Origin of the sequence: Embleya sp. NPDC020886, from assembly GCF_044333915.1 — a bacterium.
Lineage (GTDB): Bacteria > Actinomycetota > Actinomycetes > Streptomycetales > Streptomycetaceae > Embleya.
In genome coordinates this window covers 472,496-486,339 of record NZ_JBIRRX010000003.1, presented here as the reverse complement: position 1 = coordinate 486,339, position 13,844 = coordinate 472,496, and the positions used below count along the sequence as shown (strand labels likewise).

At 71.4% G+C, this 13,844-nt stretch carries 13 protein-coding genes; 8 read left to right on the top strand and 5 right to left on the bottom strand.

Features of this window, described 5'->3' with window-relative positions:
* Positions 1-315: 315 nt before the first annotated feature.
* Positions 316-1,020 carry a TetR/AcrR family transcriptional regulator gene (locus tag ACH4U8_RS13015; protein WP_379991746.1) on the bottom strand — a complete coding sequence of 235 codons (705 nt, stop codon included), beginning with the start codon at positions 1,018-1,020 and terminating at the stop codon, positions 316-318.
* A gap of 96 nt (positions 1,021-1,116) precedes the next feature.
* On the opposite strand from ACH4U8_RS13015, the gene ACH4U8_RS13010 reads away from it, so the two are divergent.
* Entirely contained in the window at positions 1,117-2,031 is a 915-nt protein-coding gene (locus ACH4U8_RS13010; RefSeq protein WP_379991748.1) for an alpha/beta fold hydrolase, read from the top strand.
* Between the two features lie 155 nt (positions 2,032-2,186).
* On the opposite strand, the gene ACH4U8_RS13005 is transcribed toward ACH4U8_RS13010, so the two are convergent.
* Entirely contained in the window at positions 2,187-3,662 is a 1,476-nt protein-coding gene (locus ACH4U8_RS13005) for a M20/M25/M40 family metallo-hydrolase (RefSeq protein ID WP_360324784.1), read from the bottom strand.
* Positions 3,663-4,009: 347 nt separating this feature from the next.
* On the opposite strand from ACH4U8_RS13005, the gene ACH4U8_RS13000 reads away from it, so the two are divergent.
* The 3 genes from ACH4U8_RS13000 (at position 4,010) to ACH4U8_RS12990 (ending at position 6,340) form a co-directional block, all read left to right on the top strand.
* Positions 4,010-4,174, top strand: coding sequence for a hypothetical protein (locus tag ACH4U8_RS13000; protein WP_395777561.1), 165 nt, complete (start codon positions 4,010-4,012; stop codon positions 4,172-4,174).
* 83 nt (positions 4,175-4,257) lie between these two features.
* The gene (locus ACH4U8_RS12995; protein ID WP_395777559.1) at positions 4,258-5,529 is read left to right on the top strand and encodes a sensor histidine kinase; all 1,272 of its coding nucleotides are present in this window, start codon (positions 4,258-4,260) and stop codon (positions 5,527-5,529) included.
* Positions 5,530-5,701: 172 nt separating this feature from the next.
* Entirely contained in the window at positions 5,702-6,340 is a 639-nt protein-coding gene (locus tag ACH4U8_RS12990) for a GNAT family N-acetyltransferase (RefSeq protein ID WP_379991752.1), read from the top strand.
* Positions 6,341-6,429: 89 nt separating this feature from the next.
* Here ACH4U8_RS12990 and ACH4U8_RS12985 read toward each other — a convergent pair whose 3' ends face one another.
* On the bottom strand, positions 6,430-6,633 hold the full coding sequence (locus ACH4U8_RS12985) for a hypothetical protein (protein WP_395777557.1): 204 nt from the start codon (positions 6,631-6,633) through the stop codon (positions 6,430-6,432).
* A 500-nt stretch (positions 6,634-7,133) separates the two neighbouring features.
* Between ACH4U8_RS12985 and ACH4U8_RS12980 the strand changes: the two genes are divergently transcribed.
* The 4 genes from ACH4U8_RS12980 to ACH4U8_RS12965 all read left to right on the top strand — a co-directional run bounded on the left by ACH4U8_RS12980 (position 7,134) and on the right by ACH4U8_RS12965 (position 11,909).
* Positions 7,134-7,715: a hypothetical protein gene (locus ACH4U8_RS12980; RefSeq protein ID WP_379991753.1), complete on the top strand. Its 582-nt coding sequence runs from the start codon at positions 7,134-7,136 to the stop codon at positions 7,713-7,715.
* 132 nt (positions 7,716-7,847) lie between these two features.
* Positions 7,848-9,149 carry a peptidoglycan-binding protein gene (locus tag ACH4U8_RS12975; protein ID WP_395777555.1) on the top strand — a complete coding sequence of 434 codons (1,302 nt, stop codon included), beginning with the start codon at positions 7,848-7,850 and terminating at the stop codon, positions 9,147-9,149.
* A 240-nt stretch (positions 9,150-9,389) separates the two neighbouring features.
* On the top strand, positions 9,390-10,217 hold the full coding sequence (locus ACH4U8_RS12970; protein ID WP_395777554.1) for a MarR family transcriptional regulator: 828 nt from the start codon (positions 9,390-9,392) through the stop codon (positions 10,215-10,217).
* A gap of 570 nt (positions 10,218-10,787) precedes the next feature.
* Complete coding sequence (locus tag ACH4U8_RS12965) at positions 10,788-11,909, top strand: serine hydrolase domain-containing protein (RefSeq protein WP_395777552.1); 1,122 nt, start codon at positions 10,788-10,790, stop codon at positions 11,907-11,909.
* 469 nt (positions 11,910-12,378) lie between these two features.
* Here ACH4U8_RS12965 and ACH4U8_RS12960 read toward each other — a convergent pair whose 3' ends face one another.
* Together ACH4U8_RS12960 and ACH4U8_RS12955 are read right to left on the bottom strand one after the other, a co-directional pair.
* Positions 12,379-12,738: a putative quinol monooxygenase gene (locus ACH4U8_RS12960; protein ID WP_395777551.1), complete on the bottom strand. Its 360-nt coding sequence runs from the start codon at positions 12,736-12,738 to the stop codon at positions 12,379-12,381.
* A gap of 28 nt (positions 12,739-12,766) precedes the next feature.
* The gene (locus ACH4U8_RS12955) at positions 12,767-13,840 is read right to left on the bottom strand and encodes an alkene reductase (protein WP_395777549.1); all 1,074 of its coding nucleotides are present in this window, start codon (positions 13,838-13,840) and stop codon (positions 12,767-12,769) included.
* Between the last annotated feature and the right edge of the window lie 4 nt (positions 13,841-13,844).

Below are 13,844 nucleotides of genomic sequence, written 5' to 3'. Positions count from 1 at the left end.
TTGTCCACATTTGTCGGCTGCCGCGCCGAACACGATCGCGAGAGCCGTCGCCCCGACCCGGCCGCTCCCGCGCCGCAACGGGACGCGTCGGGCATTCGGAACCCGCGCACGAAGGCGGCCCGTTCCGCCGGTGCGCCCACCTCCCGACCCGGTCCGGGTCGGCCTGCCGGTTCAAGAAGGCACAGGCCCGCGCCCCGTCACGACGTCGAACGCGTCGTCAGAACCGGTGCGCCCCACACCGACCCCGGACACCACCGGAAGGGCGCCCGACCGAGGCGAACGGGTCGAAGCGCAAGCCGAGCAGCGGTCGTTTCGTCACGAGCCGAGCAGTCCGGGGAGAATGCGGCGCAACAGGCGTTCGAAGAGGGCGTCCCGGTCGGCGGGGCCGTCCGACGGTGCGGGGCCTGCGGTGGCCAGTGCGGCGAGCAGGTGGGGATGGCGTCCCTCGGCGGCGACGGCGGCAAGGTGGGCCGCCTGTGCGGACGGGGTCGCGCCGCCGGCGGTGGTGGTCGCCTCGTGGCGGGCGAAGAGGGTGACGAGGCCGCCGACGAAGCCGATCGTCTCCAGTTTCTGCGAGCTGGTGCCGGGGGCGTGGGTCAGGATCGCGAGGGCGTGGTCGAGGTAGTCGATCGCGTTGGGCCCCAGCACACTGCCGCGCTGCGCGGTCAGTTCGAGCAGCCACGGGTGCCGGGCGTGTGCCGCCTTGGCCTGCAGGGCGAGGGCGGTGAGGTCGCCGATCCAGTCGCCGCCGGGTGCGGCGGACAGGTCGACCTCGCCGGTGACCGCGTCGGCCATCAGGTCCAGCAGGTCGTCACGGCTCGCCAGGTAGCGGTAGAGCGAGGCGGGTCCGGTGCCCAGTTCCCGGGCAAGGGCGCGCATCGAGACGGCGGCCAGTCCGTCGGCGTCGGCCAGGGCGACGGCGGCGGCGGTGATCTGCCGGCGGTCGCGTTCGGGTGCGGGTCCGCGCGTGCCGCGTTCGGGCCGTGACCACACGGTGGGTCGGGGCTCGTGTTCGGTCACTGTCGGAAACCTTCCTCGGCGTGCGGTCCTTGGCCTGCTGTAGTCTAATACTGCGAACACCGATCGCAGTTTTTTCGTCCACCGAGGGAGCCCGCCATGTCCTGGACCGAACGCCGCTTCGCCCACAACGGAGCCGTCGACCTCGCCTACGACCGGTTCCGGGAGGGCGCGGACGGCGAGCCGCTGCTGCTGGTGATGGGTCTGGCGGTGTCCCGGCACTGGTGGCCGGAAGGACTGTGTGCGGCGTGGGCGGCCGCCGGATTCGCCGTCGCGCGCTACGACCAGCGGGACTCGGGCGACTCCACCCGGATGCAGGCGCAGACCTCGTCGGGCAACCCCTTCGCCGCGATCGCCGCCCGCCGCAGCGCGGCCTACACCGCCGAGGACCTGGCCGACGACGCGATCGCGGTCATGGACGGGCTCGGCTGGGAATCCGCCCATCTCTTCGGGCACTCCCTCGGAGGCGTCGTCGCCCAGCGCATCGCCCTGCGCCACCCGGATCGTGTGCGCACACTCACCTCGTCCGCGGCACTGCCCAGCGACGTCGGCGGCCTGGGCGCCTTCCGGTATCTGCGCCTGGGCACCCTCGCCAGGTTCGCCCGGATCAAGCCCGCCGAAAGCCGGGAGGAAAGGATCGCCATGGGCCTCGCGGTCGCCCGTCTGTGTGCGTCACCCGGCTACCCCTTCGACGAAGTGGAGGCGCTGGAGCGGATCAGCGCCGACGTGGACACCGGCATCGCCGACCCGAAGGCCCAGTCGCGGCAGATCGGCGCGAAGTGGCACGGCCCGTCCCTGGCGGAGCTGCGGGTCCCGACGCTGGTGCTGCACGGCACCGACGATCCCCTGCTCAAGCCGTCCGCGGCCCACGCCACGGCCGCTGCGGTCCCCGGCGCACGCCTGGTCCTGCAGCCCGGCGTGGGGCACGACATACCGCGCGAGCGTCATGCCGCCGTCGCCGCCGAGGTACGGGCGCTGGCGGACCGGGCATCGCGATCCGAGGACCACCGGTAGGACGGCCGGGCCGGAACACGGCGGCAACGGCGGCGACATGACGCTTGCGCAGTGACAAGGCCGCGTGCGGTGACCGCACGCTGATCCGCGGATGAGGAAGCGAACGAGCGGCCCCCGGGCGGGGGATTTTCGGGCGGGTCGCCGGTCGTTGCCTGTCAGCGGCTCACGGCTCGGAGCGCGGCCAGGCCGGCGGTGGTGCAGATGGCCAGGGCTTTGGTGCTGATGTTGGTGACGGTGTCGCCCGGGCCGTGGTAGTTGGGGTCGAAGGGCCGCCCGACGGTGCCTCCGAACAGTGCGGCTTCGCGGTCGTCCTTGAGGGCGGCGGGTGCGCTGCGCACGGTGTCGATCCCGGCGACGGGGATCCCGGCGTCGAGGAAGGGGACTTGGTCGGACATCCCGTCGACGGGTCCTTCGAGCCAGGGTTGGCCGATGGCGGTGAAGTGGTCGGTGAAATGGCGTTGCGGCCCGTTGCCGTAGACGCCGATGACATAGTTGGGGGCGGCGACCATGTCCAGGTTGAAGTAGCCGCGGATCGGCTGGAGCGGTTCGGTCTCGACGAAGTGTCGGGAGCCGCGCATGCCGTCCTCCTCGCCGCCCCACCAGCAGAACTGCACGGGACTGCCTGCGGGCTCGACGGCGAGGGCATGGGCGAGGTGGAGCAGCAGCGCGGAGCCGGAGCCGTTGTCGTCGATGCCGGGGCCCCGGGGGACGCTGTCCAGATGCGCGCCGAACAGGTACCTGGCGGCGGAGGCGTCCGGGGGCACGGTCAGCACGCTGAAGGTGTCCACATGTCGCCGGCGCAGCTCCAGTTCGACGCGCACCGTCGTACCGCCGGCGTTCATGTCCTCGCGCAGCGCGGTGGCGTCGCTGGAAAAGACGACGCTCGCCGGCGGCAGCCCGGCGTCCCCGGGAGCATCGAAGACCAGACCGATCGGGAAGTCGACCTGATCGAGGTGGAACAACACCGCCGCAACGCCGGCGGCACGGGCCCGGATCAGGGCCTGGCGGGCCGACTCGGTCTGATCCGCGGCGACCCGTTGCCTCCTGGCCGCCATGCCGCTGTGGCATCCGCCGCCGACGTGCTCCCGACGGGCGCCGCGCAGCAGGTTCGGGCGCAGTTGTAACAGCGCCACCTTCCCGCGGGCGTCGATGCCCTCCCAACTGTCCGCGGCGTCACCGAAGGCATCGCGCGGAATGACCAAGTCCCCGGTGTCACCGCCAGTCGGTGATGCCGCGACTCCGCCCGCCGCGACGTGAAAAACGCTGCGCGCTCGGGGGCGGACCTGTTCGACGGTGTCGCGGATGTGATCGGTTCGGTCGTAGCCGACCGCCAGACGCCGGGTACGGTATCCGGCGTCGCGCAGCCGGGCCTCCACATAGCATGCGGAGTAGTCGAAGCCGGGCAGGCCGGCACCCCGGTTGCCGCCGTGCCGGGCGGCGATCACATCCAACATCGCCAGATCCCGCTTGATCGGCCCGGCCACCAGCTCCGCGGCCGAACGAGCCCCGGCAGGCGAGCCGTACGCCCGCCCGGCCACGCCGGCCGAGGCCACCGCGCCCGCGCCCATCGCCCCCAACATCCGTCTCCGCGACATTCCCTCGGCCACCCGGCGCCCATCCTGTGAAGTCACTGTCCGCTCCTCCCGTTGCCGATGTGCGGGTGACCGGCCTCGGCGGGGAGACCGTCTCGCTCCCGCGCGCCGGAACCTCGTCACCGCTGCCGCTCTCCCGCCCGTCGTCGCACCCGTCGCTCGTGTGGTCACCACCCGCCGTAGCGGCGTGAGAGCAACAACAGGTCTACGCACCGACGGGTTACCACGACGTCACCCGGATCGGTTATCCGGAGTTAACGCAGGCGCGCGTATAACCGATGGGGTTCATCCGAAGCCTGCGAATCGGGCCGTTCGGGCCCATTCGTGCTCCATTCGTTCCCCATCCTTCCCACCCCCTTCCCCGGCTCGAAACGGAGCGACAAACCTTGCAAGTTCTGGTGACCGAGGACGAGGAAATGCCGGAGCGGGTGTGGGACCGGACCGTCGACCCCTTTTCCGACATCGCGCGGGTGACCATGTGCGAGCTGCGCGCCGAACCGGGCGACCCGCAGGTCGTCCGGCCCGTACCCGGCTCGGGATCCCTGAGATGAACAGCCCACGCACACCTCGTGGAAGCGGCCGGAGGGCATCCCGACGGAGCGGCCCGGCGACAGGCGGGCGGCTGCTCTCGGGCGTGCGGCTGCCCTACCGGAGGCTGTTCCGCCGACCGTCGGCGCGGGCCCGACTCACCCTGTTGTACGGCGGCATGTCGCTCGTCGTCGGCACGGTGCTGCTGGGCATCGTGTACTGGTTCGTCGGCCGGCGGCTGTCCGAGCGATTGCCGATCGCGCTGGCGAGGACATTGAGGATCACCACGTCCCCGACCACGGACACAAACGAAATCGCCCCGGTCTGCGTGGGTCGGGCCCAGCCCGCGCAACCGTTGCAGGGTACGCAGACCCCGGACAACACGGTCCCGGCAGAGGCGATCCGGCGGGCCGTCGACACCGGCCAGAACGTGACGATGAGTCAGTTGCTGACCGTGCTCATCGCGGCTCTGCTGCTCCTGGCCGCGAGCTCGATGCTGGTCGGCTGGTGGATGTCCGGCCGGGTGCTGCGTCCGGTGCACAGGATCACCGCGACGGCACGCCGACTGTCCGAGCACAACCTGCACGAACGCATCGCGATGCCCGGCCCCGACGACGAACTCAAGCAACTCGCCGACACCTTCGACGGGATGCTCGACCGACTGGAGAAATCCTTCGACAGCCGACGCCTGTTCGTCGCCAACGCCTCACACGAACTGCGCACCCCACTCACCGTCCAACGCACGGCCATCGAGATCGGCCTCGCCGACCCCCACGCACCACAGGACATCATCGACACCCGCGAACAACTGCTCGCCCTGAACCGACGCACCGAGCACCTGATCGACGGACTGCTGAGCCTGGCGGTGAGCGAGCGCGGGAACGTCCAGACGTCGCCGGTCGCGTTGGACGAGTTGACCGCCGACGTGTTGCGACAGACGCAGCCCGCAGCCGAGCAGGCGGGCGTCCGGGTCGACGCGCTCCTCGCCGAGAGCGTGGTGTCCGGCGACCCGTTGCTGCTGCGCCAGTTGGTCACCAACCTGGTCGAGAACGCGGTACGACACAACCATCCGGGCGGCTTCGTCACGGTCGGCGTCTCGGCCGGTTCGCTCCGCGTCCGCAACACCGGCCCGCTGATCCCCGCCGAACGTGTCCCCGAACTCTTCGAGCCGTTCCGCCGGTTCCGCCCCAACCGCACCGGCTCCGCCCGAGGCACCGGCCTGGGCCTGTCCATCGTCCAAGCCATCGTCCACGCCCACGCGGCTCGGATAACCACCACCGCAAACCACCACGGCGGCCTCACCATCGCCATTTCCCTACCCAAACCGCCCCATGCATCTCCGGAACTCACCGACGCGGCCACCGCTCCGAAACCGTGACCACCCGACCGGCACTCGACCTCCACGCGGTTCGCCGAACGGCCGGGCACCGGTGGGCGGGACGAGTAGTCGTGCCGTACACGAACTGCCGGTAGGCGGGCGTGCCTCGGTCATGCGGACCGGACCGGATATTCGGTGTCCGTCCGCCTCATGAGGACGCAGGATGGTGCGCATGACTTTGGCCACCCCGGTACTGCACACCCCTCGCCTGCGACTGCGCCCCTTCACCGACGCCGACGCGGACCCCCTCTTCGCGCTGCACCGCAGCAGCTACGTGATGCGCTACTGGGACTCCCCGCCGTGGCACGAACGGGCCCGCGCCGAACGGTTCGTCAAGATGTGCCGGCAGATGGCGGACGACGGCACCGGGGCCCGGGTGGCCATCGACCGTGCTTCCGACGGGGCCTTCGTCGGCTGGTGCGGTCTGACCTCCTGGGACGAGAACTGTCGCAGCGCGTCGTTGGGCTACTGCCTCGGCGATGCGATGTGGGGCCACGGCTTCGCGACGGAGGCCGCGCACGCCTTGCTGCGGTGGGCGTTCGACACACTGGACCTGAATCGGGTTCAGGCCGAGACCGATACGCGCAACGTGGCATCCGCCCGGGTCCTGGAGAAGATCGGATTCGTGCGGGAAGGGACGCTGCGGGAAGACTGTGTCGTGAACGGCGAGGTATCCGACTCGTGGGTGTTCGGATTGCTCAGGCGAGAGTGGCGGCCGTCGGCCGGGCCGACTCCGGCCACCGAGAGCGGCGTTGGGTCCGTCTCGGTGGAAGCCTCGTCCGGGCCGGGTGAGGCGGGCCTTGGCGGGTGAGCCGTCCCAGGCGGCGTTGGCGTGGCCGTCGAGATGTGCCGGCGGCGGGGTCGATCTCGGCAGCCACGACTACGACGGTGGAGTAGGGGTCAGTCGTCTGCCTTGAGCCCGGAGGGCTCCTGGGTGGAGGTGTAGTCCGCGACGAGGTCCGCGTCTGCGGCGTGGACGAGCAGGGTGCCGTCGGCGACCACGTTCGCGCACAGGTCGGGATCGTAGTGGTGGTCCGGCAACGTGGGCGGGCTGCCTGCGGAGGGCGCGAGGCGGCGGGTCAGGAGCAGCGGTACGACGACCATGGGAAGACCTCTCGAGTGCGTCGGCTGATGAGTGGTGGTGGAAACTGCTGCGCGCTGCTGCGGTTCGGCGTGCTGACGGCCGGGTCCCATCGCCGTGGGACACGCCGCGCGAGACGACGTCGGGGCGCCGGTGCGGGGCGGACGCCTCGCGCGCAGCCGGCGCCGATACACATGGCCCTGTGGGTCCGCCGCACGGCCGGAACTCCCAACGGCCGGGCGGATGCTCGGCCGTCCGCCGATGGGCGCGGGGAGGTTGGGTCGGAAGGCGTGGGGGCGAGCGGGAACGTCTGGGAACGACAGGCGAATGGCCCGATTCGCAGACTTCGGATGACCCTCATCGGTTATACGCGTGCCCGTGTTAACTCCGGATAACCGATCCGGGTGACGTCGTGGTAACCCGTCGGTGCGTAGACCTGTTGTCGCTCCCTCTCGCCGTCACGGCGGTGACGACGAGGGGTGCACAGGACCGATGGATGCGACGACGGGTGGGAGCGGCAGTGATGACGAGGTTCGGGCGCGCGCGGTCGGGGCGGCCCCTGGCGCTGAGGTTGGCGGTCGGGGTGGTCCTGGCGAGTGGTCTCGCGTTGACCACGGTCGGTTGCGCCGACGAGGGCGGCTCGCCGGAGAGCAAGGTGGCCTCGGGCGGGGGCAGTGGCGGCGCGAAGGCCGAGTCGAGCGGTGGCCAGGCCGGCTCGGGCAAGAGTGACGACGGCGAACGCCGGGACCAGATGGTCAAGTTCGCGGGTTGCATGCGCGAGCACGGGGTCGACATGCCCGACCCGGAGCCCGGTGAGGGCGGCGCGATGCGGATGCAGGCGATGTCCGCGGACGAGGGGTCGTCCAAGACCGAGGAAGCGATGAAGGCGTGTGAGAAGTTCCAGCCGAAGAGCGACTTCGACCCGAACGACCCCAAGTTCAAGGAGTGGCAGGCCAAGCGCACGGACTGTCTGCGCGAGAACGGCGTGAACGTGGGCGACGGCGCGGGTGGCGCGATGGTCACGCTGGACATCAACGACGACAAGGTGAAGACGGCGATGGACCTGTGCAACAAGAAGCTTCCGCCGCCGACGAAGAAGAAGTAGGGGCGGCTCGTGGTTTCGATCGACCCCGCACGGCACTACGGGTACGACGAGGAACCGGCTCCCACGCCGACCGAACCGGACCGAACGGCGTACCCGCGCGGGCGTCGTCGTCGGTGCCGACATGCGCTCGCGGTGACTCTGGTGCTGGCCTCGGCGGGTGGGGCGGTGGCCGTACTGCTCTCCGACGGCGGCGACGGCTCCGGTGCCTCCGTGAATCGCACGAAACTGGACGCGGTCCCGGTGACCCGGGCGGACCTGGTCGACCGGCAGAACGTGGACGGCAAGCTCGGCTATGCCGGCACGTACTCCGTGAACGCCGCCGCACCCGGACCGGACAAGGAGAACACGTCGACCGGCGGGAGCAACGGGAACAACGGGAGCAACGGAGGCAGTGGGAACAAGCCGCAGACCGGCGGAAGCCCGGGGCCGTCGCAGGGCTCGGGCGGCAGCCCTCCTCAAGGCTCGAACTCGGGCTCGGGTGGCGGCTCGAACAGCGGCCCGGGTGGCGGCTCGGCAACCGGCGGTGCGGGTTCCGGCGGCGGTCAGGGCGGTTCGCCCCCCGACACCGGAAACAATGCGGGCCCCGGGACCATCACCTGGCTCCCGAGCGTGGGTGACAGGCTGTCGCAGGGCGATCGGGTGTACGGCCGGGACGGGACGAAGGTGCCGTTGTTCTACGGCGGGACGCCGTTCTGGCGGGCGTTGTACGTGGGTGTCGAAAAGGGCGTGGACGTACGGGAGTTGGAGCAGAACCTGCAGGCGCTGGGCTACGGCGGGTTCACCGTGGACGAGAAGTTCACCGACACGACCGCCGCGGCGGTGCGCAAGTGGCAGAAGGACATGGGCCACAAGCAGACCGGCCGGTTCGACGCCGGCGACGCGATCGTGCTGCCCGACTCGGTGCGCGTCAGCGAGGTCACCGGGGTCCTGGGATCGACGTCGCAGGGGCCGCTGCTCAAGGCGAGCGGCACCGGCCGTCGGGTCACCGTCAACCTGCCGGTGAACAAGCAGACGCTGGCGAGCAAGGGCGCCAAGGTCCAGATCACGCTGCCCGGCGGCACGACCACCGGCGGCACCATCACCCAGGTCGGCACGGTGGCCAAGGAGGGCGACCAGTCGCAGGGCGGCCCACAGGGCCAGGACAAGGCCACCATCCCGATCGACATCGCGCTCGACCAGCCCAAGGACGCGGGCAGCCTGGACGGCGCGCCGGTGTCCGTCGGCTTCACCGGGAAGGAGAAGAAGGGTGTGCTGACCGTCCCGGTCAACGCGTTGCTCGCGCTCACCGAGGGCGGCTACGGCGTCGAGGCGGTCGAACCCGGCGGCGGTACCCGGCTGTTGAAGGTCGAACTCGGGATGTTCGCCAACGGCCGGGTCGAGGTGACCGGCGACGGCGTGACCGAGGGACTGAACGTCGGGGTGCCCAAGCCATGAGGAGACATCGGTCCCGGTGACCCGGCGCGCGTGGTGATCCCGATCGGAAGGACCCACGCGCCCCGTCGGGCATGCGGCGGGGTCCCGGGTCGGGGCCGACGGGTTCGTTCGTGTGACGGGACATCGATGTCGGCGGTTCGCCCGGCGGGGGGCTCGCACCTGTTCGGCTGCCACGCCCGGGAGTTGATCCGGTGGCCCGGATCGCACCGCGGGACGTCGACCGCGGGCATGATGTGGGCCATGACTCACACGCCCCGCCGCATGTTCGAGCTCCTGGAGCCGATCTGCCTGGTCAGTTTCCTCGCCGACGAGTGCAACGAGGAGATGGCCGCACTCGGCCACCGCACCTACTGGGACGGCTACTTCGCCGGCCGCGCCGCGCCGCTGGGGCGGGTGCCGGCAGAGGTCGTGCACGCGGCCTTCTACAACTTCGCCGAGGGGGAGGCCGCGCGGCACATCCCGAGCGCGTGGGAAACGATCCCGCCGGAGGCGTCCGTCGCCGCGCGGGAGCGGGGCAGCGCGGCCTCCCTGCGGCGGATCCTCGGCGACGAGACGGCCGACTCCCCGGGCCTGGCGCGCGCCGCCGACCTGACCACCAGAGCGGCGACGAACGCGCCCATGGAAGGACGGGTGATGTACGCCGGGATGCGCACCCTGCCGATCCCGAGCGACCCGGTTGCCCGGCTGTGGCATTCCGCGACCATGCTGCGCGAGCACCGCGGCGACGGACACATCGCCGCTCTCGTCGGGGCGCGCATCGGCGGCACGGAGGCCCATGTGCTCTCCGCGCTGGCGCAGGGCATCCACCCGCCGGAGTCGTTCGGGCGCATCCATCACCTGCCGAAGGAACGGCTGGCCGCGGTCATGAACGGCATGCGCGAGCGCGGACTGGTCGACAACGACGGCCGGTTCACCGACGCCGGCCGCGAGACCCGGGACCGCATCGAGGCCCTCACCGACGAACTCGCCGCCCCGCCGTACGACGCCCTGTCCCCCGCCGAGCTCGACGAACTGGTCGCCGAGCTCGAACCCATCACCGCGACGCTGGTGGCCGCGGGGTCGCAGTGACGGGCGGCGACTGACGGGGGGAGGAATCCACCGTCCGGCACGTCCGGTTCCCGGCCGCGTTCCCGGCCCGGTCCTCGGCCCGCTGTTCGCGCCCGAGGTGCCCGAGGTGCCCCACTCGACCCGTCGGCTTCCCGGCCGCATCCCGGCGCCGACGAGGTGCCCGGCGCGGTCGCGCCCGGGCGCGACCCGAACCGCCGTCCCTGTGGCGTTCGGGCCGCGCCCGCCCCGGCGGTCCTTCGGGTGCCGGGGGCACAGTATGACCCGAAACCTCGGGTCGCGGGATGCGTCTTCGCGAAGTCGCTCCGCGGTCACCGGGTTCGGCTGTACGGGTGACCCCGTCGCTCGGAAATCCGGTGAACCGGTGGGCGCCCACCCACTCCGCAGCCGCCTCGTTCCACGACCGGGACGGGCACCCGCGCAACCCGTGGCGACGCCGTGGCGGAGGTGGGGGTATCCCCCCGGTGGATACGGCCACGAGCCCCATCGCCGGGGGACTGCCCTGCCCGACAAGCTTGTTGCCAACGGGGGTTCGACCCCGAGGTGCACGACTCGAACGAATCGGGGGCCGGCATGAAGCGCATGCATCGGGTATTGGTGACCGCGGCGACGGCGTTGGCGGTGGTCGCGGTGCCATCCGCCGCGCTTGCCTCGGCGGAGCAGACGGATCGCCCGGATCGCGGCGGGCTGCAGAAGGGGCTGGACGACATCACGGCGAACGGCGCCTTGGGTGCGCTGATCGAGGTGCAGCGCGACGGCCACGTGTGGCGAGGCGTCAGCGGCGTCGCCGAACTGGGCACGACGCGGGAGGTGCCGGCACAGGGCCGGTTCCGCGCGGGCAGCATCACCAAGACGTTCGTCGCCACCGTCGTCCTGCAACTCGTGGACGAGGGCTGGTTGCACCTGGACGACAAGGTCGAGAAGTGGCTGCCCGGCGTGGTCCCCGCGGGTGATCGGATCACCGTGCGGCAGCTCCTCAACCACACGAGCGGGGTGCCCGACTACCGTCGGACGCTGCCGATGCCACCGACGCCGGAGTTCGAGGCCGACCGGTTCCGCACCTGGTCCGCCATGGAGCTGATCCAGCGGGCGGTGACCCAGCCGGCGACCTCCGAACCGGGGGGCGAATACGCTTACTCCAACACCGGCTACCTCCTGCTCGGCGAAATCGTCCACAAGGTGACCGGCCGGTCGTATGCCAGGGAGATCGAGCGCCGAATCATCGAACCGCTGTGGTTGCAGGGCACCTCGCTGCCGGGGACGTCGTCGCGTATTCGTGGACCGCACCTGAAGGGTTACCTCCCGGTACGGCAGGGCAACGAGACCCGACTCGTCGACTTCACCGAGATGAATCCGTCGCTGATGGGCGCGGGCGGCGAGATGATCTCCACGACGGCGGATCTGAACCGATTCATGGCCGCGCTGGTCGGTGGGCGCCTCCTGCCGAGTCACCTGCTCGACGAGATGAAGACGGCGGGCGTCGAAGGGGGGCGGTACGGGCTGGGATTGCGTTGGCAGGACACCACGTGCGGGATTCCCGTGTACGGCAACGACGGCGATGCCCTGGCGTACCAGGCCTGGTCGTTCTCCACCCAGGATCGGCGCCGCCAGGTCACGATCGCGCTCACGCCCGACTTCCGCGGCGACCCCGACGACGCCGTCGAAGCCCTCCTGGACAAGGCGATCTGCGGCTGACCGCCGATCGGCGGGCCGAGGCGGCGGGCGGTCGGTGCGGCCGACTCGTCGGCCTGCGAATCGGCCCCGGGGACGGGCATCACGCCACGTAGGGGCGGGAAACGCCAGGCCACCCCGGCACCGTCCGGATCGGATCGGATCGGTCGAGGTCGGGGTCCCACGCGGCGGTGTGTACGAGTTCCGGCGCAGGTGTCCAGGCCGGGGATGTCCGGGGTCATCGGGTCCTGGAAGAACCCGATCGCGCCGACCACGGCGTCGGCCCACTCCTCCCGCGCCCGACCGGCCGCGGACCGACTGGTGATCCGCCACTGCCGGCGGTCCTGGTGCCACGTAGGCGCCCGGCCGCGATCACCGCCCTCCCCCGACGCACCCCGGCCGGGGCCCGGCACGACCGGGCCCCGGCGACGGCATCGCCGACGCCGCGGCGCAGCGGAAGGCGTCGACGCGGTTCGGCTCGACGGCGGGTGGCTCAGGCCCGCGGGTCTCTCTCGTTGCGCGCGTCGAACTTGCGCACTTCGTTGCGCATGTGCGGGCTCCACTTGGCGAAGAGTGCCCTGACCTCCGGCGTGGCCAGGTGTCGATCGAGCGCCTCCTGGGACGCCCATTGCTCCAGTACCGTGACGGTTCCGGTCGTCGCGTCCTCCACGCAGAACGAAATCGACACGTTTCCGGGGTTCGCCGCGGCGATCGGGTACGTCGCCCGGGCCTCGGCGACGAACGTTTCGATCTCCCCGGCGGGGACGAAGACCCGGCCGGCGATGATGATGTCCGTCCGGGCGGACGGTTCCGTTGCCGCGGTGTCGGCGACCTGGTCCCGAGGCGAATTCATTGTTCCTCCACTCGTCCGCCGCCTCCGTTCAGGCGGTGTACTGGTAGGCCGGGTAGGTGAGGTAGCCCGCGTCGCCGCCCTGGTAGTACGTGTTCTCGTCGGCGGGCGCGATGGGCAGGCCGGTGCGCAGCCGTTCGACCAGGTCGGGGTTGGCGATGAAGGCGCGGCCGAAGCTGATCAGGTCCGCTCCCAGCCCGAGCCAGTGGTCGGCGGAGGTCCGGTCGGTCTGCTTCGGGCCCATCGGGAGCACCGGGTTGACGACGAGGGTGCCGGGCCACCCGCGGCGCAGTCCGACCAGCACCTCCTCCGCCGCGGTCGCCTCCACGTGCACGTAGGCGAGGTCGAAGCGGGCCAACTCCGCCGGCAGGGCCGCGTACAGCTCCGGTACGTCCGTCTCCGCCACGTCCCAGAAGGTGCCGCCCGGGGAGAGCCGGATTCCGGTGCGGGCCGCGCCCACGGCGTCCACCGTGGCGGCGACGGCCTCGACGGCGAACCGGATGCGGTTGCGCACCGGGCCGCCGTAGGAGTCGGTGCGCAGATTGGCGTTGGAGGACAGGAACTGCGAGATCAGATAGCCGTTGGCGCCGTGCAGTTCGACACCGTCGAAGCCGGCGTCGACGGCGCGCCGGGCGGCCTCGGCGTAGGAGCGCGCCTGCTCGGGCACCTCGGCGGTCGCCAGTGCGCGGGGCACCGGCGCGGGCTGCGGCCCGGTCGGGGTGAACACGTTGCCCGCGGCGGCCACCGCGGACGGCCCGACCGGCTGCAGGCCGGTGGTGTCGGGGTGCGAGATCCGGCCGCCGTGCATGATCTGGGCGAAGATGCGCCCGCCGTTGGCGTGCACGGCGTCGGTGATGGGCCGAAAGGAGGTCACCTGCGCGTCGGTGTACAGGCCCGGCGTGCCCGGGTTGGACTGGCCGACGAGGCTCGGCTGAACGCCCTCGGCGACGATCAGCCCGGCGGTGGCCCGCTGGGCGTAGTAGGCCGCCATGGACGGGGTCGCAAGCCCCTCCGCCGCGGCCCGGACCCGGGTCATCGGCGCCATCACGACGCGGTTGGGCAGTTCCAGATCACCGAGACGGTGACGGTCGAACAACGTGGTCATGCCG

Coding starts and splice junctions, on each gene's coding strand:
- ACH4U8_RS13010 (WP_379991748.1), top strand. CDS start 1,117: ATGTCCTGGACCGAACGCCGCTTCGCCCACAACGGAGCCGTCGACCTC.
- ACH4U8_RS12990 (WP_379991752.1), top strand. CDS start 5,702: ATGACTTTGGCCACCCCGGTACTGCACACCCCTCGCCTGCGACTGCGC.
- ACH4U8_RS12985 (WP_395777557.1), bottom strand. CDS start 6,633: ATGGTCGTCGTACCGCTGCTCCTGACCCGCCGCCTCGCGCCCTCCGCA.
- ACH4U8_RS12980 (WP_379991753.1), top strand. CDS start 7,134: ATGACGAGGTTCGGGCGCGCGCGGTCGGGGCGGCCCCTGGCGCTGAGG.
- ACH4U8_RS12970 (WP_395777554.1), top strand. CDS start 9,390: ATGACTCACACGCCCCGCCGCATGTTCGAGCTCCTGGAGCCGATCTGC.
- ACH4U8_RS12965 (WP_395777552.1), top strand. CDS start 10,788: ATGAAGCGCATGCATCGGGTATTGGTGACCGCGGCGACGGCGTTGGCG.
- ACH4U8_RS12960 (WP_395777551.1), bottom strand. CDS start 12,738: ATGAATTCGCCTCGGGACCAGGTCGCCGACACCGCGGCAACGGAACCG.
- ACH4U8_RS12955 (WP_395777549.1), bottom strand. CDS start 13,840: ATGACCACGTTGTTCGACCGTCACCGTCTCGGTGATCTGGAACTGCCC.